The following is a 26,449-nucleotide window of genomic DNA, read 5'->3' on the forward strand; positions in this document are numbered from 1 at the left end:
AGCTCACCTTTATTACAGGTGAGCTTCTTTTTCTATTAATATACTTTATAACTTTCACCAGTTTGTGCACCAAAAACGCTTTTTTCAAAAGCACGAGCGACTTTTGCAGCTGGAACTGGAACGAAGCCTTGGAAAAATGATTCCAGTTTGTCCCAAGATTCTTCTAAAACATTTGGGCTCACGGTGTTAATCCGAATTCCACGAGGCATTTCAAGTGCAGCCGATTTAGCAAAAGCAGTAACCGCACCGTTTGCCATCGCTGCTGAAGCCCCTTGAACGATTGGATCTTCCATCATAATACCGGTAGTAAGCGTAAAACTTCCTTTGTCATTCAATGAGTCAATGCCCAGTAAAACCAAATTAATTTGACCGCCTAATTTACTACTAATCGTCACCGCATTTTTCTCAGGCGTTAATTCTGTTAAAGGGGAAAAAGTGGCACTGCCTGTTGCCGAAACAATTGCATCGACTTTGCCAACTTGGGCGTACATTTTTTTGATACTATTAATACTCGTAATATCCACTGTCACGTCGCCACTATGTCTGCCCGCTGTAATCACATCTGCCTTTTTCTCCAAACGGTCTTTCACCGCAGAACCAAGCGTACCAGAAGCACCAATTAATAAAATTTTCATTCGTCTATCATCCTTCCAATAAAAAAATAATGTCAGTAAATATGTACCCTAAAAATAGAAAGAAAAAACGGCTCCAAGAAGGAACCGTTAATTTTTCAAGCCTAGAACAAGCTTTTCATCTGGTGTAACAAAATAAGTCGTTTGGTTATCATAAATGACATAACCAGGTTTGGCACCATTTGGTTTTTTCACGTGTTTAACAAGCGTGCCGTCGACGGGGACGGTTGCTGAAAGGCGCGCTTTTGAATAATAGGCTGCAATCATTGCGGCTTCTGTAATCGATATCTCATCTGGATTATTTGATTGAATGACCACATGCGAACCAGGCAAATCTTTTACATGGAACCAGTATTCATTATTCCTAGCTAATTTATTCGTTAAATAATCATTTTGTTTATTATTTTTTCCGACTAAAATCGTTAAGCCAGTCGAAGAAGTATATTTTTCTGGAGCAGGTAAAGTCGCTTTTTTACGGCCGCCTTTTTTCTGTTTGTAGCGAAGATAGCCTTGTTCAGCTAGTTCTTGGCGGATTTCTTCCACGTCTTGTGGGCCGGATGTTTCAAGTTGTGATTCCACGGACTCTAAGTAAGTAATTTCTTCTTTCGTGAGTGCGATTTGCTCTTTCACTACTTCGACCGCGTTACGTAGTTTTTGGTAGCGGCTAAAGTAGCTTTGCGCATTGGCGGATGGCGTTTTTCTAGTATCAAGCGGAATCGTCATTTTCTTCATATCATCGTAAAAGTTTTCTACAGTAATTTCTTCCATCCCGCGTTCCATTAAATGCAGATTGGCAGTTAGAAGTTCACCTTGAATACGATAAACATCTGCTTTTTCTGTTTCGAGCAAAGTGTTTTCGAGTTTTTCGATTTTCAGCCTGCTTCGAGCCAGTTCGTTGGATAATAGTTTTTCTAAATCATGCGCGAATTGATGGACACGATCACGACGTGCTTTACCTATATAAAAATGGTCTAACAGGGTACTTAAGTTAGCGAATTCTGTTGTGTCTGCATCGATATGACGGAGCGGGAAAAAATAGTAATCCTCTTTATTTTGGATGCGCCATTCGTTTGGCACGGCTGCATGTCCTAAATGCTCGTTCACTAGCCCAATTACTTCGAAAAAGGCGGCAACTAGCGAATCTGCCGTTAAGTTCCCAGCACGAAATACTATTTCCCGAGCAAGCAAAGGGCTGAATCCTGCAAAATTTTGTACAAGTTGCTTATCCATTCGACCCGCTGAGAAATCTAGTCTATCCAGAATCTGCTCTGAAGTAACCTCAAATGGGTGGAGTTTATCCGTTGCAGGAGGTAACACATAAGTCGCTCCAGGAAGCAGTGTTCGGTAACTATTTTGTGCTGGAGAGACGTGTTTAATACAATCAACAATCACATTTTTCTCACGGTCGACAAGGGTAATATTACTATGACGTCCCATGATTTCTACAAATAAATCACAAAAACGATTTTCACCAATATCATCTTTCCCGCGAATACTAAATTGTAAAATCCGTTCATTAGGAAGTTGCGTGATAGACTCAATAATTGCCCCTTCTAAATATTTCCGGAGTAACATACAGAACATTGGCGGAGTTGCTGGGTTTTCAGGTATATCATCCGTCCACTGAATCCGTGCATAGCTAGGATGCGATGAGATAAGTAAACGTTTATTTTCACGATTTTTTCGGATATATAAAACAAGTTCATGTGAAAACGGTTGGTGGATCTTCATAATGCGCCCACTTTCACCGTGTTCGGCAAGTTCTTCAGTCATAGCTTTTAAAAACATTGCATCAAACGCCATTAGTTATTCATTCCTTTTTTAGTTAGTTACTTTCTATTTTAACATACATTCCGAAAATGTATTGTATGCATGAAGGAGCTTTGGTATAATAAGAAGTCAGAACAAATTTCAAGTAATCTTAGAGGGAACTTTAAGTTATGAAAGGTGTCTTGCCAAATGGTGAAAAGCATGACGGGATTTGGGCGCGCCACAAAAGAATTTGAAGCGTTCAAAGTAACCATTGAATTAAAAGCAGTCAACCATCGCTACTCCGAATTTCTTTTTCGGATGCCTAAACAACTCGCTTATTTAGAAGGAAAATTAAAAAAGATCATAAGTAAGCAAATCAAACGTGGTAGAATTGAAGTTTTCTTTTCCATCACAGGAGAGCAAATTTCAAAACGTGAACTACATATTGACTGGGACCTCGCAGACAGCTATTACCGTTTTATCAAACAAGCAAGCGCTAGATATGAATTACAAGAATTACCTACAATGACCGATTTACTTCAAGAGCAAGCCTATCTTTCAATTGAAGAAGAAGTGGAGGCAAGTAGCGAGCTAGAGCGATTAGTTTTAGAAACCCTTGCCCGTGCAACCGAGCGACTGGACGAGATGAGAAGTATGGAAGGAGCAGAATTACTGCTGTATTTCAAACAACATCTTACAGCACTCGAAACAAGTTTGGAAATCATTCAAGCCGAAATTCCAAATACAGAAAAACATTATCAAGAAAAAATTGAAACTCGCTTACAAAACGTTGTAGGCGACCAATTTGATCCTAGTATCGTTCTTACAGAAGTCGCAATGCTACTTGAAAAGGCAGATATTAACGAAGAAGTCGAACGAACTAAGAGCCATTTAAAGCAATTTTATGGTATTATTTTACTCGAAGAACCAATTGGACGGAAACTGGATTTTCTTATCCAAGAAATGAACCGTGAAGTTAACACGATTGGATCCAAAGCAAGTTCTCTGAAAATCACCGAACAAGTGGTTGAAATGAAAACGACGCTAGAGAAAATTCGGGAACAAGTACAAAATGTGGAATGATATGCAGGAGGGGAAATGATGACAGAAAGAGGACTGTTAATTGTACTTTCAGGTCCATCTGGAGTAGGTAAGGGAACTGTTCGGGAAGCTGTTTTTAAAGATCCGGAAACAAGTTTTGATTATTCTATTTCTATGACAACGCGTCTTCCTCGTGAAGGCGAACAAGACGGTGTCGATTATTATTTTCGTTCACGAGAAGTGTTTGAACAAGCTATCAAAGACGGAAAAATGTTAGAATATGCAGAGTATGTCGGTAACTATTACGGCACTCCGCTTGAATATGTCGAGGAAAAACTTGCTGCAGGAGTAGACATTTTTCTCGAAATTGAAGTGCAAGGAGCAATGCAAGTTCGAAAAGCGATGCCAGAAGGAATTTTTATTTTCTTAACGCCACCAGATTTGTCCGAACTGAAAAACCGGATTATCGGGCGCGGTACAGAATCGATGGAAGTTGTCGAGGAACGCATGGAAACAGCGAAAAAAGAAATCGAAATGATGGCGTCTTATGATTATGCTGTGGTGAATGATGTCGTATCAAGCGCCGTGCAAAAAATCAAAGGCATCGTCGAAACAGAACACTTAAAAACTGAGCGAGTAATTCATCGCTACAAAAAAATGTTGGAGGGATTACAATGATGTTATATCCATCAATTGATAATTTATTGTTAAAAATCGACTCAAAATACTCGCTAGTCACAGTGGCTGCTAAACGCGCACGCTACATGCAACTGGAAAATGATAAAGGCGTATTGCCAAGCTACCAATCTGACAAATTTGTTGGGAAAGCATTAGAAGAAATTCATGCTGGAAAATTAGTTTTACAAAATGATGATAAATAAGCTTAACTGCTCCGCTTTCCTGCGGGGCTTTTTTGTTAGCCGCACGTACAATAAAAATAAGCTGAAATCTAGCTTCTTCATGGTTTTGTCCTGTCTTAATTTAAGGTATAATAGAATTAATGATTTTTATATTAAAATGAGGTGACTTGTCAATGCAAGGAAAAAATATCTTACTCGCAGTGTCCGGTGGCATTGCTGTTTATAAAGCAGTCGCACTTACAAGTAAATTAACGCAAGCAGGAGCAAACGTCAAAGTGATGATGACAGAACATGCTCAGGAATTTGTTCCACCGCTTTCGTTCCAAGTATTATCTAAAAATGATGTATACACAGATACATTTGACGAAAAAAAATCAAGTGTGGTCGCGCATATTGACTTAGCTGATTGGGCCGATTTAGTAATTGTCGCACCAGCTACCGCAAATGTGATTGGCAAAATGGCAAATGGCATCGCAGACGATATGGTAACCACGACCATTCTTGCAACAGAGGCACCTGTTTGGGTAGCACCAGCGATGAATGTCCACATGATCCAGCACCCAGCAGTCATTCGCAATATTAACAGGTTATATACAGATGGTGTCCGTTTTATCGAACCAGAAGAAGGTTACTTGGCATGTGGCTATGTTGGCCGCGGGCGTCTCGAAGAACCAGAAAAAATCGTTCTCCGTATTGCGGAATTTTTTCAAGAAGATAAAGACCTACTTCAGGGGAAAAATGTACTAGTAACAGCTGGCGCGACTCGTGAAAAATTAGATCCAGTCCGCTATTTCACTAATCACTCAACAGGGAAAATGGGCTTCAGTATAGCAGAATCAGCAGCACGTCATGGTGCGAATGTCACGCTAGTTACTACGAGCGAGACGCTTCCAGCACCTCCTGGTGTTGAAGCTATCTATGTGGAATCAGCAGAAGAAATGTACCAAGCCGTAAATGAACGTAAAGAGACACAGGCTATTTTCGTGATGACAGCAGCAGTTGCCGATTACACACCAGCGCAAGTTTCAGACCAAAAAATTAAAAAACAGCCGGGTGATTTTACGATTGAAATGAAACGAACGAAAGATATTTTACTCGAAATTGGTCAACAAAAAACTGCAGAACAAGTTGTAATTGGTTTTGCCGCTGAAACAGAGAATTTAGAAGTAAATGCACGCAAAAAACTGACATCTAAAAACGCTGATATGATTGTCGCAAACAATATTAGCGAAGCCGGTGCAGGTTTTTCTGGTGACACAAACATCGTGACATTTTACCGGAAAGATGGTTCTAGCGAAGCGTTACCAATATTAGATAAAAAAGAAGTTGCTGAATATATCATTAAAGAAGCCGCTAACTTTTTAAGGAAGTGAACAAATGATTAATATAGCAAAAGTGATAGTGGACGTTCCAGCCATGCAAGTGGACCGTCCCTTTGATTACTATATTCCAGAAGATTTAGAAGAACTTATTCGTCCTGGCATGCGAGTAAGTGTCCCATTCGGGAATAGAAAAATACAAGGCTTTGTCATTTCGCTTGGTAAAACAGAAGAAAATCCAAAATTAAAAGGTATTGAGGCAGTGATGGATTTAGCGCCTGTTTTAAATGAGGAGTTGATGGAACTTGGGGATTGGTTAGCAGAGGAGACGCTTAGTTTTCGCGTTTCTGCTTATCAAGCCATGTTGCCTGCTGCATTACGAGCGAAATATGAAAAATATTTTTTGCGCTTAGAGGAAGAAAATGAAGAATTAGAACGCTTATTCGAAGGTTATGAAACACTTGATTGGAAAGTTGCAGAAACACGAGGCTTACTTAAAGAAATTAGTAAATGGGTGAGAGAAGGTAGTGTAGAAGTTGTCTACCAAGTGAAAAATAAAATTACTAACAAAAAAGTTCGTGTTGTTAACTGCTTAAAAACGCCACACCAACTAGCTGAAATAATAGAAGATATGCCTAAAAATGCCAAAGCACAATCACGTGTATTAGCATTTTTTCAGGCATATGAAGGAACAGAAATCCCCATCACTGAGTTAAAAAAACAAGCTGAAACGACCGATGCAACCATTAAAAAACTAGTGGATTTAAACATACTCACTATCCAAGAAAAAATCATTTCACGTGATCCATATCAACATCATCAATTTGAAAAAAGCGAATCGCTCCAGTTGCTACCAAATCAAGCGATAGCCTGTGAGAAAATTACCGCAGCAACGGAGCAAGAAACATTCTTAATACATGGTGTTACTGGAAGCGGAAAAACAGAAATCTATCTACAAACAATTGAAGCAAAACTAAAAGAAGGTAAAGAAGCTATCGTTTTAGTACCAGAAATTTCTCTTACCCCACAAATGGTAGAGCGTTTTAAAAGCCGTTTTGGAAGTGAAGTTGCAGTATTACACAGTGCACTTTCTTCTGGAGAAAAATACGATGAATGGCGTAAAATTGAACGTAAAGAAGCACGAGTTGTCGTTGGAGCTCGCTCAGCTGTATTTGCACCATTTGAGAATTTGGGCATTATTATTATTGATGAAGAACACGAAGCGAGTTATAAACAAGAAGACAATCCGCGCTACCATGCAAGAGATGTAGCGATTTGGCGCGCGGTTAAATATCAATGTCCAGTTGTTCTCGGGAGCGCGACACCATCCCTTGAATCTTTTGCTAGGGCGAAAAAAGGTGTTTATACATTGATCGAACTTCCTAGTCGAGTGAATGAGCGAGCGATGCCAGAAGTTCGTGTAGTAGACATGCGTGAAGAACTACGTAAAGAAAATCGCACCGAATTTTCCACTGAATTGCTAGAAAAAATCAAAGATCGAATTGCTAAAAAAGAGCAAACGGTATTAATGCTAAATCGGCGTGGTTATTCTTCTTTTGTAATGTGTCGTGATTGTGGTTATGTCGTGGAATGTCCTAACTGTGATATTTCGCTCACATATCATCAATCAAGTAACCAAATGAAATGTCACTACTGCGGTCATGAAGAACGTGTCCCGCAAAAATGCCCAAGCTGTGAAGGTGAGCATATTCGTTACTTTGGAACAGGAACACAAAAAGTAGAAGAAAGCCTGACGAAATTAATTCCAGAAGCACGTGTGATTCGCATGGATGTCGATACAACAAGAACAAAAGGCGCCCATGAAAAATTACTTAAAAGCTTTCGTAATCATGAAGCTGATATTTTACTCGGAACACAAATGATTGCTAAAGGGCTCGATTTCCCAGATATTACCTTGGTTGGCGTATTAAACGCTGACACCATGCTTCATTTGCCAGATTTTCGTGCCTCAGAACGGACTTTTCAACTTCTTACCCAAGTAAGTGGACGAGCTGGACGCCATGAGCGTACAGGTGAGGTGGTTGTTCAAAGCTACAACCCAGAGCATTACAGCATTGAATTTGCTAAAAAACATGACTTTATCGGTTTTTATAATCACGAAATGCAGTTACGGAAAATGGGGGCCTACCCGCCTTTTTACTATTTAACGATGATTAATGTCAGTGATGAAAATGAAATGAAAGCCATTCGAACTATACAAGAAATGGCACAGTTTTTACGAGGTAAGTTAGGTCCCGATGCCGTTATTCTTGGTCCAGTACCTAGCACTATTACTAGAATAAAAAACAAATATCGTTACCAATGTATTATTAAATATAAAATCGAACCAAACTTGAAAAAAGAATTAAAAACCTTAATTACTCATTATCAAAAAGACCAACAAAAAGGCTTAACTATAACCATTGACGTACAACCTTATGTACTAATGTAAAAGGAGCAAACCGATGACAAAAATTATTTTTATGGGTACACCTGAATTTTCTGTTCCCGTTTTAACACAATTAGCCAGCACGTATGATGTAGTTGCAGTTGTTACACAGCCAGACAGACCAGTTGGACGCAAACGAGTTTTAACACCACCGCCAGTAAAAAAAGCTGCTTTAGAATTAGGTATTCCAGTCTACCAACCAGAAAAATTACGGACATCTAGCGAATTAGAAGAACTGATTGCACTTCAGGCTGATTTACTTGTCACAGCTGCATATGGACAAATTTTACCAAATAATTTACTTGAATCACCAAAGCATGGCGCAATCAACGTTCACGCATCACTTTTACCAGAATATCGCGGCGGTGCGCCAGTTCATTATGCACTGCTTGATGGCAAAACAGAAACAGGTGTTACCATTATGTATATGGTTGAAAAATTGGATGCTGGCGATATGATTAGTCAGCGTAAAATCCCTATTACAGAGGAAGATAATACAGGTACTATGTTTGATAAATTAAGTAAGCTCGGTGCCGAGCTATTAATGGATACCTTACCGGACTTTTTAGCAGGAAAAATTACTGCTATAGCGCAAGACCCTGAAAAAGTAACTTTCGCGCGAAATATTTCTAGAGAACAAGAAAAAATTAATTGGGAAAAATCAGGCCGAACGATTTTTAACCAAATTCGTGGACTTTCTCCTTGGCCAGTCGCTTATACAACGCTTGAAGAAAAACCTTTTAAAATTTGGGAAGCAACATTTGAAGATACAAAAACAACGGGTGCACCAGGTACGATTTTAACGGATAAATCAACACTAAAAATCGTAGCAGGTGATGGTACTCTCATTGTCCCAACAGTAATACAACCAGCTGGAAAGCCGAAGATGGATATTCATTCGTTCATGTCTGGTGCTGGTAGAAATCTAAGCAAAACAACAAGGTTTGGTGAATAAATGAAAAAACAAAAAACAGTTCGTGCGATAGCTTTAGAACTTATTATTAAAATCGAAAACAATCAGTCATATAGCCATCTGTTAATTAACGATGCACTAAAAAAACAAAAATTAAATCCACTTGATAAAGGACTTTTAACAGAGTTGGTATACGGGACAACACAGCGTAAAATTACACTTGATTACTATTTAGCTCCGTTTTTAAATAAAGAACCAGATAACTGGGTGAAAAATTTACTAAGAATGTCCGTTTATCAATTAACCTTTTTAGATAAAGTTCCAGAGCATGCGATTTTAAATGAAGCTGGTGATATTGCTAAAGATCTTGGACACCAAGGCGTAACAAAATTTGTCAACGGAGTGTTGCGAAATGTTATTCGTAAAGGCGTACCAAGTATTGAGTTAATCAAAGACCCAGTGCAAAAAATCGCTGTCGAAACAAGCTTGCCGGAATGGTTAGCAAGACGATGGGCTGATCAATATGGCCTTGAAAAACTGCGTGAAATCGGACTAGCGTTCTTAGTAGCTCCACACCAAAGTATCCGTGTCAATGAGACGGAAATTCGCGCCGAGCAACTAATCAAAGAATTGAATGACCAAGGTATCACTGTTACACGCAATGAATTTATCCATGAGGCTTTACTTGTTGAAAAAGGCTCCGTAGCAGAAACCAAAGCTTATAAAGACGGTAAATGTAGTATTCAAGATGAAAGCTCAATGCTTGTAGCTTATGCGCTTCAATTAGAAGACAATTTAACTGTACTAGATGCTTGCGCCGCTCCTGGCGGGAAAACAACCCATATCGCGGAGAAAATGCACGGCACGGGTATGGTTCATGCACTTGATATTCATGAAAAGAAAACAAAACTGATTAATCAAGCCGCAAAAAGATTACAACTATTAAATATTCGTACAGCGCATTTAGATGCGAGAACCGCAAGTACCATGTTTGAACCAGAAACATTTGACCGTATTTTAGTTGATGCTCCATGTTCAGGGTTTGGTGTTCTGCGTAGAAAACCAGATATTAAATACGCAAAATCAGAAAAAGATATTCATAAATTAGCAGAAATTCAACTAGCAATTTTAGATGATGTTAGCCAATTAATAAAAGAAAATGGTATATTAGTTTATAGTACTTGTACCATTGATAAGGAAGAAAATGAAACGGTTTTGCGCGCATTCCTAGAAAAACATCCAGAATTCATACTAGAACCAGTAGTACTTCCTGAAAAATTGGCACAAATTAAGAAGGACGATGTTGTACAACTTTTACCAACAGATATTGGAAGCGATGGTTTCTTTGTTTCCAGCTTAAGAAAAGTGAGTCTTGAAAAATAGTGAGGTGCGTATAAATGCATGCAGAATTTAGAACAGACAGGGGTAGAATAAGACATCATAATGAAGACAATGGCGGCGTGTTTGAAAATAAAGATAAGCAGCCAATTGTTATTGTTGCAGACGGTATGGGTGGGCACCGCGCGGGAGATGTAGCGAGCGAAATGGCAGTCCGTTTACTTAGCGATGCGTGGAAAGAAACAACCGCTCTTTTAACCGCGGAAGAAATCGAAAAGTGGCTTCAAAAAACAATCCAAGAAGTCAATAAAGAAATTGTACTTTACGCGGAAAGTGAAATGGATTTAAATGGTATGGGTACAACCCTTGTTGCAGCAATTATGGCTCAGTCACAAGTAGTTATCGCCAATGTAGGGGATAGCCGAGGTTATTTACTTCAAAATAATGCAATGCGCCAATTAACTGAAGACCACTCACTTGTACACGAGCTTTTAAGAACTGGTGAAATCAGTAAAGAAGATGCGATGAATCATCCGCGAAAAAATATTCTTTTACGAGCACTAGGTGTTGAAGGCAAAGTAGAAGTGGACACATTTGTAGTCCCGTTTCAAACAAGTGATACATTATTACTTTGTTCGGATGGCTTAACTAATATGGTTCCAGAAGCTGAAATGGAAGAAATTCTAAAAAGCAAACGAACTCTTTCTGAAAAAGCAGATGTGTTTATTACAAAAGCGAATTCTTACGGGGGAGAAGATAATATTACTGTGTTGTTAGTAGAGAGAAATCTGATGCAAAAAGGGAGGGATGCTTCATGATGATTGGTAAACGACTAAATGATCGATACAAAATTTTACATGCGATAGGCGGAGGCGGAATGGCCAATGTATACCTTGCGCATGACATAATTCTTGACAGGGATGTAGCTGTAAAAATTTTACGGATTGATTTAGCAGATGAAAGCAACCTTATCCGTCGGTTCCAACGTGAAGCCCAATCAGCAACTAGCTTAGTACATCCTAATATAGTTAGTGTGTATGATGTTGGTGAAGAAAATGATTTACATTATATAGTGATGGAACATGTAGATGGAATGGATTTAAAACAGTATATTCAAGAAAATCATCCGATTAGCTACGAAAAAGCTGTAGATATCATGCTTCAAATCGTTTCAGCAGTAGCAATCGCCCATCAGCATCATATTATTCACCGCGATTTAAAACCTCAAAATATTTTAATTGATCATGATGGCGTGGTAAAAATTACAGATTTTGGGATTGCGATGGCGCTTTCTGAAACATCCATCACCCAAACAAATTCTTTACTTGGTTCCGTCCATTATTTATCACCAGAACAAGCTAGAGGTGGGATGGCAACACAAAAATCAGACATTTATTCGCTTGGAATAGTTTTATACGAACTTCTGACTGGAAAGGTTCCTTTTGATGGAGAATCAGCTGTTTCTATCGCTATTAAACATTTACAAGCAGAAATTCCATCTGCTAGAGCGCAAAATCCAGAGATCCCACAAAGCTTAGAAAATATTATTATGAAAGCAACAGCAAAAGATCCATTTTTACGTTATCAAAATGCAGAAGAAATGGAAAAAGATTTACAAACTTGCTTAAATAAAGATCGTCTGAATGAACCTAAATATGTTTTTCCGACAAATGATGATGATGGAGACACAAAAACAATTCCAATTATCGCAACTAAAGAAGCAATGCAAAATTTAGATAAAACTATTGTCCCAGAAGGTAAAGTAGCTGCAGAAGAAGTGGTTACTGAAGACAAAAAAGGTAAAAAGAAGAAAAAAATGAGTAAGAAAAAGAAGATTATTTTAATTGTTTCTTCGGTTATCGTCCTTTTCATCATTGGAATTTTACTATTATGGCTTTTAGGTAAAAGTCCAGATGAAGTCGCTGTTCCCGATGTTTCTGGTAAAACAGAAGATCAAGCAATTGCCTTACTTCAAAAAGACGGTTTTGTTATTGGGAAAACAGTAGAAAAAAATAGCGATGACGTGGAAGAAGGCAAAGTTATTAATACCGATCCATCAGCGGGTGAAATGAAAGAAAAAGGAACAAAAATCAATTTATTTGTAAGTATAGGCTCTAAGAAAATTACTATGGAAGACTATACTGGCAGAAGTTACTCTGAAACTAAAACTTTGTTAGAGCAACAAGGTTTCAACAATATTTCTGCAGAAGAAGTCTATAGTTCTGAAGTTGGTAAAGGAATGATTATTAGCCAAACACCAACTCAAGGAACAGAAGTAGTTGCTAAGTCTACAGATGTGAAGTTTGTGGTAAGTAAGGGCGCTGAACCAATAACACTAATAGACCTTCGTGGTTATACAAAAACAGCTGTAGAAGATTATGCTTCACCACTTGGACTTAAAGTTTCAAGTAAGGAAGAAAATTCTAGCTCCGTCGAAAAAGGGCAAGTAATTTCGCAATCCCCGTCAGCTGGAACGACAATGAATACGGGTGATACGATCGAAATCGTCATTTCTGCAGGGCCAAAAGAAAAACAAGTTAAAGAAGTTACAAAAACATTTAATATTCCTTACACACCAAGCGATGAAGAAAATCCACAACCACAGAAAGTCCAAATTTATATACAAGATAAAGATCATAGTATGACAAGTGCATACCGAGAAATGAATATTACTCAAAATACTTCAATAGAAGTAACTTTCCAAATTGAAGAAGGTTCTAGCGCAGGTTATAAAATTATCAGTGACGATAAAGTAATCGATGAAGGTACAGTCCCTTATCCAAATTAAAAAAGAGAACGGAGGAAATGTGCTGGAAGGACAAATTATCAAAGCGTTGAGCGGATTTTACTATGTATTCTCTGAAGGAAAAATATACCAATGCAGGGCGCGGGGGAATTTTAGAAAACGAAATATTTCCCCCCTAGTTGGCGATGATGTAGAATTTCAAGTAGAAAATAAGACGGATGGCTATATTTTAGATGTACTATCTCGGGAGAATGCCTTAGTTCGTCCTCCTGTGGCAAACATCGATATTGCGATTCTTGTATTTTCAGCAGTAGAACCAGATTTTTCTACAAACCTGGCAGATCGTTTCTTAGTCGCAATTGAAAAAGAAGACATTCAGCCTGTTATTTGTATTAGTAAAATGGATTTAGCGACAGATGTAGAAAAAGAACAAATCGCTGTCTATAAAGAAGTATATGAAACGATTGGTTACGATGTTTTTGTAACCAATGATGAACCGGATAAAGAAGCAATTAAAGATTATATTAGTGGTAAAACCGCAGTTATAGCCGGGCAATCAGGTGTAGGGAAGTCAACCTTATTAAATAGTCTAAATAGTGATTTAACCTTAAAAACGGCCGAAATATCAAACTCACTTGGACGAGGTAAACACACCACTAGGCATGTAGAACTAATGCCGATTGGAGATGGTTTTGTAGCAGATACTCCTGGCTTTAGTTCGATTGAATGGGACGATTTACAACCAGAAACTTTACAATTTTGTTTTCCAGAAATGGAAGATCGTCGTAGTGGCTGTAAATTCCGGGGTTGCATGCATGACAATGAGCCCAGTTGCGCCGTAAAAACAGCTGTTGAAGCCAATGAAATAGCAGATTTTCGTTATAAACACTACATCCAAATTTTACAAGAATTAAAAAACAGAAAGCCGAGGTATTAAAAATGGGGAAAATAGCTCCTTCGATTTTAAGTGCAGACTTTGCAAATCTTGCAAGAGATATTAAAGAAGTAGAAAATTACGGCGCGGATTACATCCATATTGATGTAATGGACGGACATTTCGTTCCAAATATCACTTTCGGTCCCGCTGTCGTAAAAGCAATTCGTCCAGAAACAAAATTACCACTTGATGTTCATTTAATGATTGAAAATCCTGATACATACATCCCTGAATTTGCAAAAGCAGGTGCTGATTATATTACCGTTCATGTGGAAGCGTGCACGCATCTTCATCGTACGTTACAACTCATCCGTTCGTACGGTGTAAAAGCAGGCGCAGTTCTTAATCCAGCTACACCAATTGACGTAATACAACATGTTTTAAATGAACTAGATATGGTTTTATTTATGACAGTAAATCCTGGTTTTGGTGGACAAAAATTTATTCCAGAAGTACTAGAAAAAATTTCTTCCTTTAAAAAAATCGTGAATGAAAAAGGCTTAGACATCGAAATCGAAGTAGATGGTGGTGTGGATCACGAAACTGCGAAACTATGTCGTGACGCTGGTGCAAATGTTTTTGTAGCTGGAAGTTATATTTATGGAAATAAAAATCGTCAAACGCCAATTGACAAATTACGAGCTATTGTAGGCGAATAATATTGGGGCTGGGACAGATTTTTCGTTCCAGCCTTATTTGTTAGGAAAGAAGGGAACACAAATATGAAAATAATTAATATCATGGTTGGTGGACCTGCGTCAGAAATTCCTGATTTAATACAATATACGAATACAGATATTAGTTGGGTTGGCGTAGACCGCGGGGCTAAGCGTTTATTAGATAGGGGAATTGTTCCGACAGTTGCTATGGGAGATTTTGATTCGTTAACAAAAGAGGAACTAGCAGATTTAAAAACAAAAGTGGCTGATGTACATGAATTTCCTGCTGAAAAGGATGAAACAGATACAGAAATTGGGCTAAGCTGGGCAATGGAACAGAAACCAGATAAGATACGTATTTTTGGAGCAACAGGAGGCCGTTTAGACCACTTACTTGCGAATCTGATGATGTTAACAAAGCCGCGATTTTTAAAAGCAGTACCAGTAGTTGAAATGATTGACCGTTATAACTATATCAAAATGTATACCCCAGGGAGCTACACAATTGAAAAACTACCCGATAAAAAATATGTAGCATTTACAACAATGAAAGATGTTACAGGACTTACGCTAAAAGGATTCGTTTATCCACTTGATAATGCTACTTACCCAGTAGGTTCTGCACTTTCGAGTAATGAATTTGTCAATCACATTGGAGAGTTTTCTTTTAAAACTGGAATGATTTTATTAACACAAAGTAATGATTAATGAGAAATACGGGTGATTTTCGCCTGTATTTTTTAATTTGTAGACAAAGAAAAAATGCACCGACATAATTGTCGCTGCACTTGATTTCTCCTTCGATTAAACGCGTTCCACTTTACCAGATTTAAGCGCACGAGCAGATACCCAAACTTTTTTAGGTTTGCCGTTAACCAGAATCCGTACTTTTTGCAAGTTAGCTTTCCAAGTACGTTTGCTGGAGTTCATTGCGTGGGAACGTTTGTTACCGGAACGTGATTTGCGGCCTGTAATAACACATTCTTTAGCCATAGTTTACCCCTCCTTACAGAGCTCTTCGGATAATTTATTTAAAATAATCTATCCATTTGTTTTTCATACACTAGAATAATTTATCATAAACAAGTATACTTTGCAAGAGGATATGCGAAAATAGTGCAAAGAATTTTTACTTGACAGCATAAATACGGATTTAACCAGTCAAATTTGTGATATGCTTTCCAAAGGGCTGTGATTATAGTAAAATAGGTAAGGACAACTAAACGAACAAATAAAAACAATAATAAAAAATAATTGAACGAGAATATAATCCGTAGGGAGGAATATAGAATGGCAATCGAAATCGACACAAAGCTTGGTAAAATTGATATTACTAGTGATGTTATCGCAACAATCGCTGGCGGTGCTGCCGAAGAAAATTTTGGAATAGTAGGTATGGCAAGTAGACATCAAATACGTGATGGTTTAACAGACATTCTTAGAAGAGAAAATTATACAAAAGGTGTTATTGTAAGACAAGAAGAAGAAGGTATACATATTGACATGTATATTATTGTTAGCTTTGGAACTAAAATTTCAGAGGTAGCTCATAACGTACAAGAGCGTGTGAAATATACCCTAGAGAAAACACTCGGTATTACAGTGGAATCAGTGAATATTTATGTTCAAGGTGTCCGAGTAATCAAGGAATCATAAGGAGGATTATGTAAGTGAGTATATATCAGTTAGATCCAGAGAAATTTGCAGCGATGATAGCGCTTGGAGCAGAGAATTTAGCAAAAAATGCTGATTTTGTTGATTCATTAAACGTTTTCCCGGTTCCAGATGGTGACACGGGTACAAATATGAACTTATCCATGACTAGTGGAGCAGAAGAAGTAGCGAAAAATGACAAAGAAACGATTAGCGCTGTTGGAGCAAATCTTGCAAAAGGTTTATTGATGGGAGCTCGTGGAAATTCTGGTGTTATTTTATCCCAACTTTTCCGAGGTTTTTCTAAAGCGATTGAAAATAAAGAAACACTTAATGCAGAAGAATTTGCAAGTGCATTTGTAAAAGGCGTAGAGACAGCTTATAAAGCAGTAATGAAGCCAGTTGAAGGAACTATTTTAACTGTAGCACGTGAAGCTGCCAAAGCGGGTGTTCTTGCCGCAAATGAACATCAAGAAATCGAATTAGTAATGGAAGCAATTTTAAAACAAGGAAAAATTGCTCTTGAAAAAACACCCGATTTACTTCCAGTTTTAAAAGAAGTTGGTGTTGTCGATAGTGGTGGCCAAGGGCTAATTATTATTTATGAAGGATTTTACGGGGTACTAACAGGTAAAATGGCTGAAGCACCTGATTATATGGCATCAATGGGCGAATTAATTAATGCAGAACATCATCGCCACGTGCAAGATTTTATGTCTACTGAGGATATTCATTTTGGTTATTGTACAGAAATTATTGTTAAGATTAACGAAAATAAACCAGGGTTAAAACCTTTTGATGAAGAACAATTCCGTCAAGACTTAAGTGAACTAGGTGATTCTTTACTTGTAGCAGCAGATGATGAAGTCGTAAAAGTACATGTCCATGTAGAACATCCCGGTGAAGTTTTAAATTACGGTCAACAATATGGTAGTCTTCTTAAAATGAAAGTAGAAAATATGCGTGAACAGCATAATGAAATTGTTGGCGATAATAAAGCGACTACTAAAGAAAAAGCGGTTTATGGTATCGTTACAGTTTCAGCAGGAGAAGGATTAAAAAAACTATTTGAAAGCATGGGTGTTTCCATTGTTCTTTCTGGTGGTCAAACAATGAATCCAAGTACAGAAGATATTGTAAAAGCCATTGAATCAGCAAATGCAGAACAAGTTTTTGTTCTTCCAAATAATAAAAATATCCAAATGGCTGCAGAACAAGCGGCACAAATTCTTGGAGAAGATAAAGTACAAATCATCCCAACTAAAACAATTCCACAAGGGCTTACTGCTGTGCTTACTTTCCAACCAGATCAAGATTTCACTTCCAATGCTGAAGCGATGAGAGAAGCAATTCAGGAGATAGCAAGTGGGCAGGTTACAACAGCTGTAAGAGACACTACAGTGGAGGGCGTTGTAATTAAAAAAGATAGTTTTATCGGTATGGTAGAAGGTAAAATCAAAGTCAGCCGAGAAACTTTAGAAGAAGCTGCTTATGAAACATTAGAAAAATTACTTGATGATGATAGTGAAATTGTTACTATTATTTTCGGGGAAGATGCAGATGCTAAAAAAGCAGAACTTTTAGCAGACAAAATAACAGAAGCATTCCCAGACATAGAAGTAGAGATTCATGAAGGTGGCCAACCAGTTTATCCGTATATTTTTGCGGTAGAGTAAAGACTTGTTTTAAATGAATAGAAGGAAGGGTGATTTTAGTGAAATTTAATAGCGTGTTTGATATTATTGGTCCAGTAATGATTGGTCCATCCAGTTCTCATACTGCCGGTGCTAGTCGTATTGGTGCCATTGCACGAGCTGTTTTTAATGAACAACCATCCCAAGTAGATATTCATTTATATGGTTCTTTTGCTAAAACGTATAAAGGCCACGGAACAGATGTGGCGCTGATCGGTGGATTACTTGGTTTTGAGCCTGATGATCCACGGATGAAAGAATCTGCCAAACTTGCAGAAGATTGGGGCATGCGCATCCAGTTTATTGAAGAAGTAGAAGAGCCTCCTCATCCTAACACCGTAAAATTAGTGTTAAAACATGGCATGCAACAAATGACCTTAATTGGTGCATCCATAGGTGGCGGGAAAGTAGAAATTATTCGCTTAAATGAATTTGAACTAGAATTCACTGGAACTGCTCCAGCTATCCTTATTTTACATCAAGACAAATTTGGCGCAATTGCTGCAGTATCTTCCGTGATTGCAGACCATAAAATCAATATCGGTCAAATGAAAGTATCGCGTAAAGTTAAGGGCGATGAAGCTTTAATGGTAATTGAGGTTGATCAACAAGTTGAACAAAATCTAATAAGCAAAATTGCTGAATTACCAGGGATTTATCAAGTAGCAAGTGTCATGATTTAATCGTTTTGTTACTTATCTTTAGTGAATCGGTGGCTTTCGCTCGATTTGTGTAAAGCCAAATGCGCGTAAATAAAACGTGCATTTGGCTTTATTTTGAGTTGTAAATCAGGTATGTTGGTAATAGTATAGAAAGTGAGTGTGGATAATGTTTAGAACTGTGGCAGAATTAGTAGACATCGCTGAACGCGAAAATCTAACTATTGCAGAAATTATGATTAAACGTGAAATGAGTATTTCTGGTTTACCGCGCGAGGAAATAACGGCTGCGATGGAACGGAATTTAGATATTATGGAAGAAGCTATTCATGAAGGCGAGGCGGGTGTTACTTCAACTACTGGATTAACAGGTGGGGATGCTGTCTTAATGCAAGACTATATCCAAAAAGGAAACTTCTTATCTGGGGAAGTTTTGCTAGATTCGGTAGCAAAAGCGATTGCAACGAATGAAGTCAATGCAGCTATGGGTGTTATTTGTGCGACCCCAACTGCTGGAAGCGCAGGCGTTGTGCCAGGAGTACTTTTCTCTTTAAAAGATCGCCTTGAAATGACACGTGAGGATATGGTTAACTTTTTATTCACAGCTGGAGCATTTGGTTATGTAGTTGCGAATAATGCTTTTATAAGCGGGGCAGCGGGTGGTTGTCAGGCGGAAATTGGTTCTGCAAGTGCAATGGCTTCAGCAGCGATTGTAGCAGCAGCGGGAGGAACCCCTGAACAATCTGCGCATGCGATGGCGATGACAATGAAAAATATGCTTGGCCTTGTTTGTGATCCAGTAGCAGGACTTGTAGAAGTACCATGCGTGAAAAGAAATGCGCTTGGTTCTTCGCAAGCAATTATTTCAGCTGATATGGCACTAGCAGGCATTAAAAGTCGTATCCCGTGTGATGAAGTTATTGAAGCAATGCACCGTGTAGGTTTACAAATGCCAAGCTCTTTAAGAGAAACAGCAGAAGGAGGATTGGCGGCTACTCCGACTGGACGCGCCATTCAGCGGAAGATTTTCGGATTGTCGCCAGAAGATAAACGTGAGTGAACTTAAACGAATCCCGACAACTGAAATCAAAGGAATTGGTGAAGAAACAGCTAAAACATTAAAAGAGCTAGGTTTATCGACCGTACATGATTTACTATGGAACTTCCCATATCGCTATGAAGATTACCGGTTGCGAGATTTATCGGAAGTAGCCCATGAAGAACGAATTACAATTCAAGGGGAAGTGCTTACCGAAGCAACTGTTGCCTTTTACGGTCGAAAAAAATCTAAGCTCTCTTTCCGTGTGTCAACAGAAGGCCAAGTCATCAAAATCGATTTTTTCAACCAACCTTATTTAAAAAGTAAAATAAGTGTCGGGGAAACAGTGACGATTTCTGGCAAATGGGATAAGAGTCGTGCACAAGTTACAGCGAGCAAAATTAAAATTGGCGCAGTAGAAAGTGAAGAAGAATTAGAAGGCGTTTATCGCTTAAAAGGAACGCTGCGCAATAAAACAATGCAAAAATATACAAGGCTCGCTTTTGATAGCTATAGTAAAGATATAGAAGAAGTTATTCCAAGTAATTTACTAGAAAAATACCAATTAATGAATCGGTTAGAAGCTGTTCGCGTTCTTCATTTCCCAAAAAATAATGAAGAACTAAAACAAGCTAGACGCCGAATGGTTTACGAAGAATTCTTATTATTTCAATTAAAAATGCAATTTTTTCGTAAAATCGAACGCGAGAAATCAGGCGGAATTTCGATTAATTACGATGTAGAAGATTTGCGTCACTATATTGATTCCTTGCCATTCCCCTTAACAAAAGCGCAAAAACGAGTTGTTAATGAAATTTGCGGCGACATGTTATCCCATTTTCATATGAATCGTTTACTGCAAGGCGATGTTGGATCAGGTAAAACGGTCGTAGCATCTATTGCCATGTATGCAGCTGCTAAGAGTGGTTTCCAAAGCGCTCTGATGGTGCCAACCGAAATTTTAGCCGAACAACACGCTAATTCCTTAGTAGAGCTATTACAACCCTTTGATATTACAGTGGGTTTGCTTACTAGTAGTGTGAAAGGGAAGCAACGTAGAGAATTACTAGCAATGCTTGAAAATGGATCAATAGATGTTTTAATCGGAACGCATGCTTTGATTCAAGACGAAGTAATTTATCACCGACTGGGTTTGGTTATTACAGATGAACAACACAGATTTGGTGTTGCACAGCGTCGTGTTCTACGTGAAAAAGGCGAATACCCGGATGTGCTATTTATGACCGCAACACCAATCCCTAGAACGCTTGCAATTACAGCTTTCGGGGAAATGGATGTATCGATCATTGATGAACTTCCAGCTGGACGAAAAGAAATTGAAACCTACTGGGTAAAACACCAAATGCTTGATCGGGTTATTGGTTTTATGGAAAAAGAAATCGATAAAGGTCACCAAGTATACATTATTTGTCCATTAATTGAAGAATCCGAAAAACTCGATGTACAAAATGCGATAGACGTTTTCAACATTTTACAAAATAAATGGGGCACTAAATATGTCCCGGGACTCATGCATGGCAAGCTATTACCGGCAGACAAAGAACAAATTATGCGCGACTTTAATGATAAAAAAATTGACTGCCTCGTATCTACTACTGTAGTTGAAGTTGGCGTAAATGTTCCGAATGCTACGATGATGGTTATATATGATGCAGATCGTTTTGGTTTAGCACAGTTGCATCAACTGAGAGGCCGAGTTGGGCGAGGGGCTGATCAATCCTATTGTATTTTAATTGCTGATCCAAAAACCGAGGTCGGAAAAGAACGAATGATGATAATGTCAGAAACAAACGATGGCTTTGTCGTCAGCGAACGCGATCTCGAACTTCGTGGACCAGGAGATTTCTTCGGTAGAAAACAAAGTGGTGTTCCAGAATTCAAAGTTGCTGATATGGTTCATGATTACCGTGTGCTTGAAATCGCTCGCCAAGATGCTGTCCATATGATCTTTGAAGAAAATATGTTAGAAAATAAAATATATGCCAAATTAGTGGCTCTGCTGGAAGAGGAAGGCGTCTTCACAGAACAAAAACTAGATTAAACCTATGTAACAAACTTTAAAAAAACTTGCAACTTGGATAGATTTTTAATAACATATTAAAGTACCAACAAAATACGAGGAAGTTCTGAAGGTTATCAAGCAGAGGTAACTTCCTTTTTTTAACCGGTGTTTAGTAGCTGGTGTTAATACCTTTCACAAAAAAAGAGATGAGGAACCGTGCATGAAAAAATATTCTAAGAAGGATCGACAAATGAAACTTCAAGTTGCTATTGAAGAAAATCCTTTCATAACCGATGAGCAACTTGCTGAAAAATTTGGGGTTAGTGTTCAGACTATCCGTTTAGATAGGGTAGCCCTTTCTATCCCTGAACTCAGAGAGCGAATCAAACATGTAGCGAGTGTCAATTATGCCGACGCAGTAAAAAGCCTTCCCATTGATGAAGTGATTGGTGAAATTATTGATATCCAACTTAGTAAGAGTGCAATTTCCATCTTTGATGTGAGAAGCGAGCATGTTTTTAAAAGAAACAAAATCGCTCGTGGGCATCATTTATTTGCTCAAGCTAATTCTTTAGCAACCGCAGTCATCCCAAATGAACTAGCTTTAACCACACAAGCAACTGTTCGCTTTGTTCGTTCTGTAAACGAAGGAGAACGCATCATCGCAAAAGCAAAAGTACGTCCGGCAACAGACAACAGGGCTATCACAATCGTAGACGTGAAAAGCTATGTTGGAGATGAAATTGTACTCAAAGGTAAGTTTGAAATGTATCACGCAACGCAAAAATGAAAATAAAGGACTGACGTATAATGAAAATTGCTGTAGATGCGATGGGTGGAGATCACGCACCAAAAGAAATTGTTTTAGGTGTGATGAAGGCTGTGGCCCAATATAAAGATATCGAAATTCTTCTTTTTGGAGATGAAACAAAAATTAATGAATATTTAACAGATAAAACCCGCGTGAAAATCATACATACCGATGAAAAAATTGAAAGTGATGATGAACCAGTTCGCGCTGTAAAACGGAAGAAAAAAGCTTCTATGGTACTTGCTGCCCAAGCGGTAAAAGACGGAGAAGCAGATGCATGTATTTCAGCTGGAAACACAGGGGCTTTAATGTCTACTGGACTCTTTGTCATTGGACGTATTAAAGGAATCGACCGCCCAGCACTTGCGCCAACACTACCAACAGTAACAGGGAAAGGTTTCGTTATGCTTGATTTAGGAGCAAATGCCGAAGCAAAACCGGAACATTTACTTCAATTTGGTTTAATGGGCTCGGTTTACGCAGAAAAAGTGCGTAAAATTGATCGCCCGCGTGTAGCACTTTTAAATATTGGAACAGAAGAAACAAAAGGAAATGATTTAACGAAAAAATCATTTGAACTCATGAAAAATCAAGATGCTTACGAATTTATTGGCAACATCGAAGCACGTGATTTATTAATGGATGTAGCAGATGTAGTTGTTACTGATGGATTTACTGGTAATATGGTTCTTAAATCAATTGAAGGAACAGGAGCTGCTTTCCTAAGCATGTTAAAAATGAGTTTACTAAATGGCTTTAAAAATAAAGTCGCAGCAAGTTTCTTGAAAAAAGATTTGATGGCTTTAAAAGCAAAAATGGATTATAGCGAATATGGCGGTGCTTGTTTGTTCGGCGTTCAAGCTCCAGTTGTAAAAGCTCACGGTTCATCCAATGCTAATGGTATTTTCACCACTATTCGTCAAGTGCGTGAAATGGTTGAAAAACAAGTGGTTGAAACAATTAAGGCAGAAGTAGATAAAGTAAAAGTAGGAGGAACAGAATCTAATGACTAAAATTGCATTCGTATTTCCCGGTCAAGGAGCACAAAAAATTGGCATGGGACAAGATGTAGCAGCAGAATATTCTGAAGCAAAAAAAATCTATGATGATGCTGACGAAAGATTAGGATTTTCCATCACAGATGTTATTACAGAAGGCCCAATCGAACGGTTAACTAAATCTGAAAATGCACAACCAGCCCTTGTTTCAACAAGTGTCGCTATTTTACGTGCATTAGAAACATATGGAATTAAAGCTGATTACGTAGCAGGACATAGCCTTGGTGAATATAGCGCGCTTGTTGCTGGTGGATTTTTAGAAGCAAGTGATGCGATTTACCTTGTACGTAAACGCGGTGAATTAATGGAAGCAGCTGTACCAAATGGAGCTGGTGCGATGGCTGCGGTTCTTGGCGTAGACCGAGAAACATTAAAAAAAGTAACAGAAGAAGTAACATCAAAAGGGGATGCAGTTCAATTAGCAAATCTGAACTGTCCAGGTCAAATCGTTATCTCTGGAACAACTGCTGGCGTTGAAAAAGCCGGAGAAAAAGCAAAAGAAAATGGTGCAAAACGCGTATTACCACTTGCTGTGAGCGGTCCTTTCCACTCAAGTTTAATGGAACCAGCAGCACTTGCTTTCCGTGATATTTTAGCAGAAGTAGAAATTTCAGACGGCAACATTCCAGTTATAAACAACGTGGATGCGAAACAAACTACTGACAAAGCAGAAATTAGTGATAAACTAATCAAACAAATTTATTCCCCAGTACTATGGGAAGACATCGTCGAAGAACTAATCAAAAACGGCGTAGATACATTTGTCGAAATTGGTGCCGGAAAAGTGTTAGCTGGCTTAATTAAAAAAATCAATCGTGATGTAACTGTACTGACAGCAGGTGACGCTGAATCAGTGAAAAGCGTTGCAGCGACATTGAAAGGAGAATAATAAATGACTTTACAAGGCAAAGTAGCAGTAGTAACAGGTGGATCACGTGGAATTGGTCGTGATATTGCCATCAAACTAGCTAAAGAAGGCGCGAATATCTTCTTCAATTATAATGGTAGCCCAGAAGCTGCGGAAGAAACAGCAAAACTCGTTGCCGAACATGGCGTTGAAGTAGAAGCAATGAAAGCAAATGTTGCAATTGCCGAAGATGTGGATGCATTTTTCAAACAAGCAATTGAACGCTTTGGTCGTGTTGATATTCTCGTGAATAACGCTGGAATTACGCGTGATAATTTATTAATGCGTATGAAAGAAGACGAATGGGATGACGTTATTAACATCAACCTAAAAGGAACATTTCTTTGTACAAAAGCAGTAAGTCGTACAATGATGAAACAACGCGCTGGTAAAATTATCAACATGGCGTCTGTTGTTGGCTTAATTGGTAATGCAGGTCAAGCAAACTATGTTGCAAGTAAAGCAGGCGTCATTGGTTTAACGAAAACAACTGCTCGTGAACTTGCTCCGCGTGGTATTAACGTCAATGCTGTTGCTCCTGGATTCATTACAACAGAAATGACAGACAAATTAGATGATAAAACAAAAGAAGCAATGTTAGCACAAATTCCGCTCGGTGCATACGGAACAACTGAAGATATTGCGAATGCAGTTCTTTTTCTAGCAAGTGATGCATCAAAGTATATTACGGGTCAAACACTATCTGTTGATGGCGGAATGGTGATGTAAAATTGGTGAATGAATGCGAATTTACTTGGCTCGCATTACTTTAAATATTTTTGTTTACGTAGGAGAAATAATCCTATATAATACTTGGAGGGAGGTGAAGTGAAAAATGGCAGAAGTATTAGAAAAAGTTACAAAAATCATCGTCGACCGTCTAGGTGTCGAGGAATCCAAAGTAACTTTAGAAGCTTCCTTCAAAGAAGATCTAGGTGCAGATTCTCTAGATGTTGTTGAATTAGTAATGGAACTTGAAGACGAGTTCGGAGTTGAAATCTCTGATGGCGACGCTGAAAACATTAACACAGTTGGTGATGCAGTGAAGTACATAGAGGCAAACGCATAAAACTTTATGTGACCGGATAAATGAGGGTGCCCGTGTTACTTATCTTTGCTGTGGTAACTTCCGCACATGAGATAAGTAATACTGGTAGCCTCTTTTTCAAGCTTAAGAAGATTGGTTGGTTCATTTTCTAAGCAGCTTGTTGCAAGTGGCTGTTTAGAAAATGAACTTGCTTACTAGTAAAGAGAGGGGCAAGTGAAATGAATCAATGGGAAGAATTACAAGAAAGTGTCGGTTTTGATTTTCAAAATGTAGAAATATTAAAACAAGCATTTACACATTCCTCGTATGTCAACGAACACCGCCGGGAAAATGTGAAAGATAATGAACGCTTAGAATTTCTTGGTGATGCAGTACTTGAACTCACAGTATCAAACTATCTATTTAATAAATACCCAGATATGGCAGAAGGACACATGACAAAAATGCGCGCAGCAATTGTTTGTGAGCCTTCATTAGTAGAATTTGCAGAAGCAGTACATTTTTCCAAATATGTACGTCTTGGTAAAGGGGAAGAAAAAGCTGGCGGAAGAACTCGTCCAGCGCTTCTTGCTGATGTATTCGAATCTTTTATCGGCGCGCTTTATTTAGATAATGGTATCGATAAAGTCGTTACATTTTTAGAACGTGTTATTTTTCCAAAAATTGACGCAGGAGCATATTTGCAAACAGTTGATTATAAAACACAACTACAAGAAATTGTTCAAAGGGACCGTGATGTCTTGATTGAATACGATATCCTAGGCGAAACTGGACCAGCGCATAATAAAGCGTTCGATGCCCAAGTTATTGTTAACGGACAAGTACTTGGAAAAGGCAGCGGCAGAACAAAAAAACAAGCAGAACAAAGTGCGGCACAATTTGCTATAAACCAACTAACACACAGATAAACA

General features: G+C 38.4%; 26 protein-coding genes. 23 read left to right on the forward strand and 3 right to left on the reverse strand.

Going from position 1 to position 26,449, the window contains the following annotated elements; genetic code table 11:
- Positions 1-35 precede the first annotated feature (35 nt).
- Both HCB45_RS01500 and fbpA read right to left on the reverse strand, forming a co-directional pair.
- Entirely contained in the window at positions 36-635 is a 600-nt protein-coding gene (locus tag HCB45_RS01500) for a short chain dehydrogenase (RefSeq protein WP_185618430.1), read from the reverse strand.
- Positions 636-722: 87 nt separating this feature from the next.
- Positions 723-2,435 (reverse strand): Rqc2 family fibronectin-binding protein FbpA, encoded by a 1,713-nt coding sequence (gene fbpA, locus HCB45_RS01505; protein WP_185618440.1) that lies wholly within the window; start codon positions 2,433-2,435, stop codon positions 723-725.
- Between the two features lie 156 nt (positions 2,436-2,591).
- Here fbpA and HCB45_RS01510 point away from each other — a divergent pair, with 156 nt between their 5' ends.
- From HCB45_RS01510 to HCB45_RS01565, 12 genes are all read left to right on the forward strand, one after another.
- Positions 2,592-3,467 carry a YicC/YloC family endoribonuclease gene (locus HCB45_RS01510; protein WP_185319045.1) on the forward strand — a complete coding sequence of 292 codons (876 nt, stop codon included), beginning with the start codon at positions 2,592-2,594 and terminating at the stop codon, positions 3,465-3,467.
- Between the two features lie 18 nt (positions 3,468-3,485).
- The gene (gene gmk, locus HCB45_RS01515) at positions 3,486-4,103 is read left to right on the forward strand and encodes a guanylate kinase (RefSeq protein WP_185618442.1); all 618 of its coding nucleotides are present in this window, start codon (positions 3,486-3,488) and stop codon (positions 4,101-4,103) included.
- Entirely contained in the window at positions 4,103-4,306 is a 204-nt protein-coding gene (rpoZ, locus tag HCB45_RS01520) for a DNA-directed RNA polymerase subunit omega (RefSeq protein ID WP_003728294.1), read from the forward strand. The genes gmk and rpoZ overlap by 1 nt, the downstream gene beginning before the upstream one ends.
- Before the next feature lie 152 nt (positions 4,307-4,458).
- Positions 4,459-5,658, forward strand: coding sequence for a bifunctional phosphopantothenoylcysteine decarboxylase/phosphopantothenate--cysteine ligase CoaBC (gene coaBC / locus HCB45_RS01525; protein ID WP_185618444.1), 1,200 nt, complete (start codon positions 4,459-4,461; stop codon positions 5,656-5,658).
- Positions 5,659-5,662: 4 nt separating this feature from the next.
- Positions 5,663-8,056 carry a primosomal protein N' gene (priA, locus tag HCB45_RS01530; protein WP_185319043.1) on the forward strand — a complete coding sequence of 798 codons (2,394 nt, stop codon included), beginning with the start codon at positions 5,663-5,665 and terminating at the stop codon, positions 8,054-8,056.
- Between the two features lie 13 nt (positions 8,057-8,069).
- On the forward strand, positions 8,070-9,008 hold the full coding sequence (fmt, locus tag HCB45_RS01535) for a methionyl-tRNA formyltransferase (protein WP_185618446.1): 939 nt from the start codon (positions 8,070-8,072) through the stop codon (positions 9,006-9,008).
- The gene (gene rsmB / locus HCB45_RS01540; protein WP_185319041.1) at positions 9,009-10,349 is read left to right on the forward strand and encodes a 16S rRNA (cytosine(967)-C(5))-methyltransferase RsmB; all 1,341 of its coding nucleotides are present in this window, start codon (positions 9,009-9,011) and stop codon (positions 10,347-10,349) included.
- Positions 10,350-10,363: 14 nt separating this feature from the next.
- The gene (locus HCB45_RS01545) at positions 10,364-11,122 is read left to right on the forward strand and encodes a Stp1/IreP family PP2C-type Ser/Thr phosphatase (protein ID WP_185319040.1); all 759 of its coding nucleotides are present in this window, start codon (positions 10,364-10,366) and stop codon (positions 11,120-11,122) included.
- A complete protein-coding gene (gene pknB, locus HCB45_RS01550) occupies positions 11,119-13,092 on the forward strand; it encodes a Stk1 family PASTA domain-containing Ser/Thr kinase (protein ID WP_185319039.1) in 1,974 nt (657 codons plus the stop codon). The genes HCB45_RS01545 and pknB overlap by 4 nt, the downstream gene beginning before the upstream one ends.
- A gap of 19 nt (positions 13,093-13,111) precedes the next feature.
- The gene (gene rsgA / locus HCB45_RS01555) at positions 13,112-13,987 is read left to right on the forward strand and encodes a ribosome small subunit-dependent GTPase A (RefSeq protein WP_185319038.1); all 876 of its coding nucleotides are present in this window, start codon (positions 13,112-13,114) and stop codon (positions 13,985-13,987) included.
- A gap of 2 nt (positions 13,988-13,989) precedes the next feature.
- Entirely contained in the window at positions 13,990-14,646 is a 657-nt protein-coding gene (gene rpe / locus HCB45_RS01560) for a ribulose-phosphate 3-epimerase (RefSeq protein WP_185319037.1), read from the forward strand.
- A gap of 63 nt (positions 14,647-14,709) precedes the next feature.
- Positions 14,710-15,354: a thiamine diphosphokinase gene (locus tag HCB45_RS01565; protein WP_185319036.1), complete on the forward strand. Its 645-nt coding sequence runs from the start codon at positions 14,710-14,712 to the stop codon at positions 15,352-15,354.
- 96 nt (positions 15,355-15,450) lie between these two features.
- On the opposite strand, the gene rpmB is transcribed toward HCB45_RS01565, so the two are convergent.
- Positions 15,451-15,639 (reverse strand): 50S ribosomal protein L28, encoded by a 189-nt coding sequence (gene rpmB, locus HCB45_RS01570; RefSeq protein ID WP_003720131.1) that lies wholly within the window; start codon positions 15,637-15,639, stop codon positions 15,451-15,453.
- A gap of 297 nt (positions 15,640-15,936) precedes the next feature.
- Between rpmB and HCB45_RS01575 the strand changes: the two genes are divergently transcribed.
- The 11 genes from HCB45_RS01575 to rnc all read left to right on the forward strand — a co-directional run bounded on the left by HCB45_RS01575 (position 15,937) and on the right by rnc (position 26,446).
- A complete protein-coding gene (locus HCB45_RS01575; RefSeq protein ID WP_003720130.1) occupies positions 15,937-16,302 on the forward strand; it encodes an Asp23/Gls24 family envelope stress response protein in 366 nt (121 codons plus the stop codon).
- A gap of 14 nt (positions 16,303-16,316) precedes the next feature.
- Complete coding sequence (fakA, locus tag HCB45_RS01580) at positions 16,317-17,975, forward strand: fatty acid kinase ATP-binding subunit FakA (RefSeq protein WP_185319035.1); 1,659 nt, start codon at positions 16,317-16,319, stop codon at positions 17,973-17,975.
- Positions 17,976-18,013: 38 nt separating this feature from the next.
- The gene (gene sdaAB / locus HCB45_RS01585; RefSeq protein WP_185319034.1) at positions 18,014-18,676 is read left to right on the forward strand and encodes an L-serine ammonia-lyase, iron-sulfur-dependent subunit beta; all 663 of its coding nucleotides are present in this window, start codon (positions 18,014-18,016) and stop codon (positions 18,674-18,676) included.
- A gap of 145 nt (positions 18,677-18,821) precedes the next feature.
- Positions 18,822-19,712, forward strand: coding sequence for an L-serine ammonia-lyase, iron-sulfur-dependent, subunit alpha (gene sdaAA / locus HCB45_RS01590; protein WP_185319033.1), 891 nt, complete (start codon positions 18,822-18,824; stop codon positions 19,710-19,712).
- Positions 19,705-21,753: an ATP-dependent DNA helicase RecG gene (gene recG / locus HCB45_RS01595; RefSeq protein ID WP_185319032.1), complete on the forward strand. Its 2,049-nt coding sequence runs from the start codon at positions 19,705-19,707 to the stop codon at positions 21,751-21,753. Before sdaAA ends, recG begins: the two co-directional genes overlap by 8 nt.
- 181 nt (positions 21,754-21,934) lie before the next feature.
- Entirely contained in the window at positions 21,935-22,504 is a 570-nt protein-coding gene (fapR, locus tag HCB45_RS01600) for a transcription factor FapR (RefSeq protein ID WP_003736917.1), read from the forward strand.
- A 20-nt stretch (positions 22,505-22,524) separates the two neighbouring features.
- The gene (plsX, locus tag HCB45_RS01605) at positions 22,525-23,538 is read left to right on the forward strand and encodes a phosphate acyltransferase PlsX (RefSeq protein ID WP_185319031.1); all 1,014 of its coding nucleotides are present in this window, start codon (positions 22,525-22,527) and stop codon (positions 23,536-23,538) included.
- Positions 23,531-24,472, forward strand: coding sequence for an ACP S-malonyltransferase (fabD, locus tag HCB45_RS01610; RefSeq protein ID WP_185618448.1), 942 nt, complete (start codon positions 23,531-23,533; stop codon positions 24,470-24,472). The genes plsX and fabD overlap by 8 nt, the downstream gene beginning before the upstream one ends.
- A gap of 3 nt (positions 24,473-24,475) precedes the next feature.
- Complete coding sequence (gene fabG, locus HCB45_RS01615; RefSeq protein WP_185319029.1) at positions 24,476-25,219, forward strand: 3-oxoacyl-[acyl-carrier-protein] reductase; 744 nt, start codon at positions 24,476-24,478, stop codon at positions 25,217-25,219.
- A gap of 106 nt (positions 25,220-25,325) precedes the next feature.
- Positions 25,326-25,559, forward strand: coding sequence for an acyl carrier protein (locus HCB45_RS01620; RefSeq protein ID WP_003723866.1), 234 nt, complete (start codon positions 25,326-25,328; stop codon positions 25,557-25,559).
- Positions 25,560-25,756: 197 nt separating this feature from the next.
- Positions 25,757-26,446, forward strand: coding sequence for a ribonuclease III (gene rnc, locus HCB45_RS01625; RefSeq protein ID WP_185319028.1), 690 nt, complete (start codon positions 25,757-25,759; stop codon positions 26,444-26,446).
- Positions 26,447-26,449 lie beyond the last annotated feature (3 nt).

The organism is Listeria farberi (assembly GCF_014229245.1).
Classification (GTDB): Bacteria; Bacillota; Bacilli; order Lactobacillales; family Listeriaceae; genus Listeria; species Listeria farberi.

Bases quoted from the DNA above. Each gene is read 5' to 3' on its own strand.
- sdaAA (WP_185319033.1), top strand. From the start codon at position 18,822: ATGTTTAGAACTGTGGCAGAATTAGTAGACATCGCTGAACGCGAAAAT.
- fapR (WP_003736917.1), top strand. From the start codon at position 21,935: ATGAAAAAATATTCTAAGAAGGATCGACAAATGAAACTTCAAGTTGCT.
- fabG (WP_185319029.1), top strand. From the start codon at position 24,476: ATGACTTTACAAGGCAAAGTAGCAGTAGTAACAGGTGGATCACGTGGA.
- HCB45_RS01565 (WP_185319036.1), top strand. From the start codon at position 14,710: ATGAAAATAATTAATATCATGGTTGGTGGACCTGCGTCAGAAATTCCT.
- fmt (WP_185618446.1), top strand. From the start codon at position 8,070: ATGACAAAAATTATTTTTATGGGTACACCTGAATTTTCTGTTCCCGTT.
- rpoZ (WP_003728294.1), top strand. From the start codon at position 4,103: ATGTTATATCCATCAATTGATAATTTATTGTTAAAAATCGACTCAAAA.
- rsmB (WP_185319041.1), top strand. From the start codon at position 9,009: ATGAAAAAACAAAAAACAGTTCGTGCGATAGCTTTAGAACTTATTATT.
- HCB45_RS01620 (WP_003723866.1), top strand. From the start codon at position 25,326: ATGGCAGAAGTATTAGAAAAAGTTACAAAAATCATCGTCGACCGTCTA.
- pknB (WP_185319039.1), top strand. From the start codon at position 11,119: ATGATGATTGGTAAACGACTAAATGATCGATACAAAATTTTACATGCG.
- HCB45_RS01500 (WP_185618430.1), bottom strand. From the start codon at position 635: ATGAAAATTTTATTAATTGGTGCTTCTGGTACGCTTGGTTCTGCGGTG.
- HCB45_RS01545 (WP_185319040.1), top strand. From the start codon at position 10,364: ATGCATGCAGAATTTAGAACAGACAGGGGTAGAATAAGACATCATAAT.
- rpe (WP_185319037.1), top strand. From the start codon at position 13,990: ATGGGGAAAATAGCTCCTTCGATTTTAAGTGCAGACTTTGCAAATCTT.
- coaBC (WP_185618444.1), top strand. From the start codon at position 4,459: ATGCAAGGAAAAAATATCTTACTCGCAGTGTCCGGTGGCATTGCTGTT.
- rnc (WP_185319028.1), top strand. From the start codon at position 25,757: ATGAATCAATGGGAAGAATTACAAGAAAGTGTCGGTTTTGATTTTCAA.
- plsX (WP_185319031.1), top strand. From the start codon at position 22,525: ATGAAAATTGCTGTAGATGCGATGGGTGGAGATCACGCACCAAAAGAA.
- priA (WP_185319043.1), top strand. From the start codon at position 5,663: ATGATTAATATAGCAAAAGTGATAGTGGACGTTCCAGCCATGCAAGTG.
- fabD (WP_185618448.1), top strand. From the start codon at position 23,531: ATGACTAAAATTGCATTCGTATTTCCCGGTCAAGGAGCACAAAAAATT.
- HCB45_RS01575 (WP_003720130.1), top strand. From the start codon at position 15,937: ATGGCAATCGAAATCGACACAAAGCTTGGTAAAATTGATATTACTAGT.
- HCB45_RS01510 (WP_185319045.1), top strand. From the start codon at position 2,592: ATGGTGAAAAGCATGACGGGATTTGGGCGCGCCACAAAAGAATTTGAA.
- gmk (WP_185618442.1), top strand. From the start codon at position 3,486: ATGACAGAAAGAGGACTGTTAATTGTACTTTCAGGTCCATCTGGAGTA.
- fbpA (WP_185618440.1), bottom strand. From the start codon at position 2,435: ATGGCGTTTGATGCAATGTTTTTAAAAGCTATGACTGAAGAACTTGCC.
- rpmB (WP_003720131.1), bottom strand. From the start codon at position 15,639: ATGGCTAAAGAATGTGTTATTACAGGCCGCAAATCACGTTCCGGTAAC.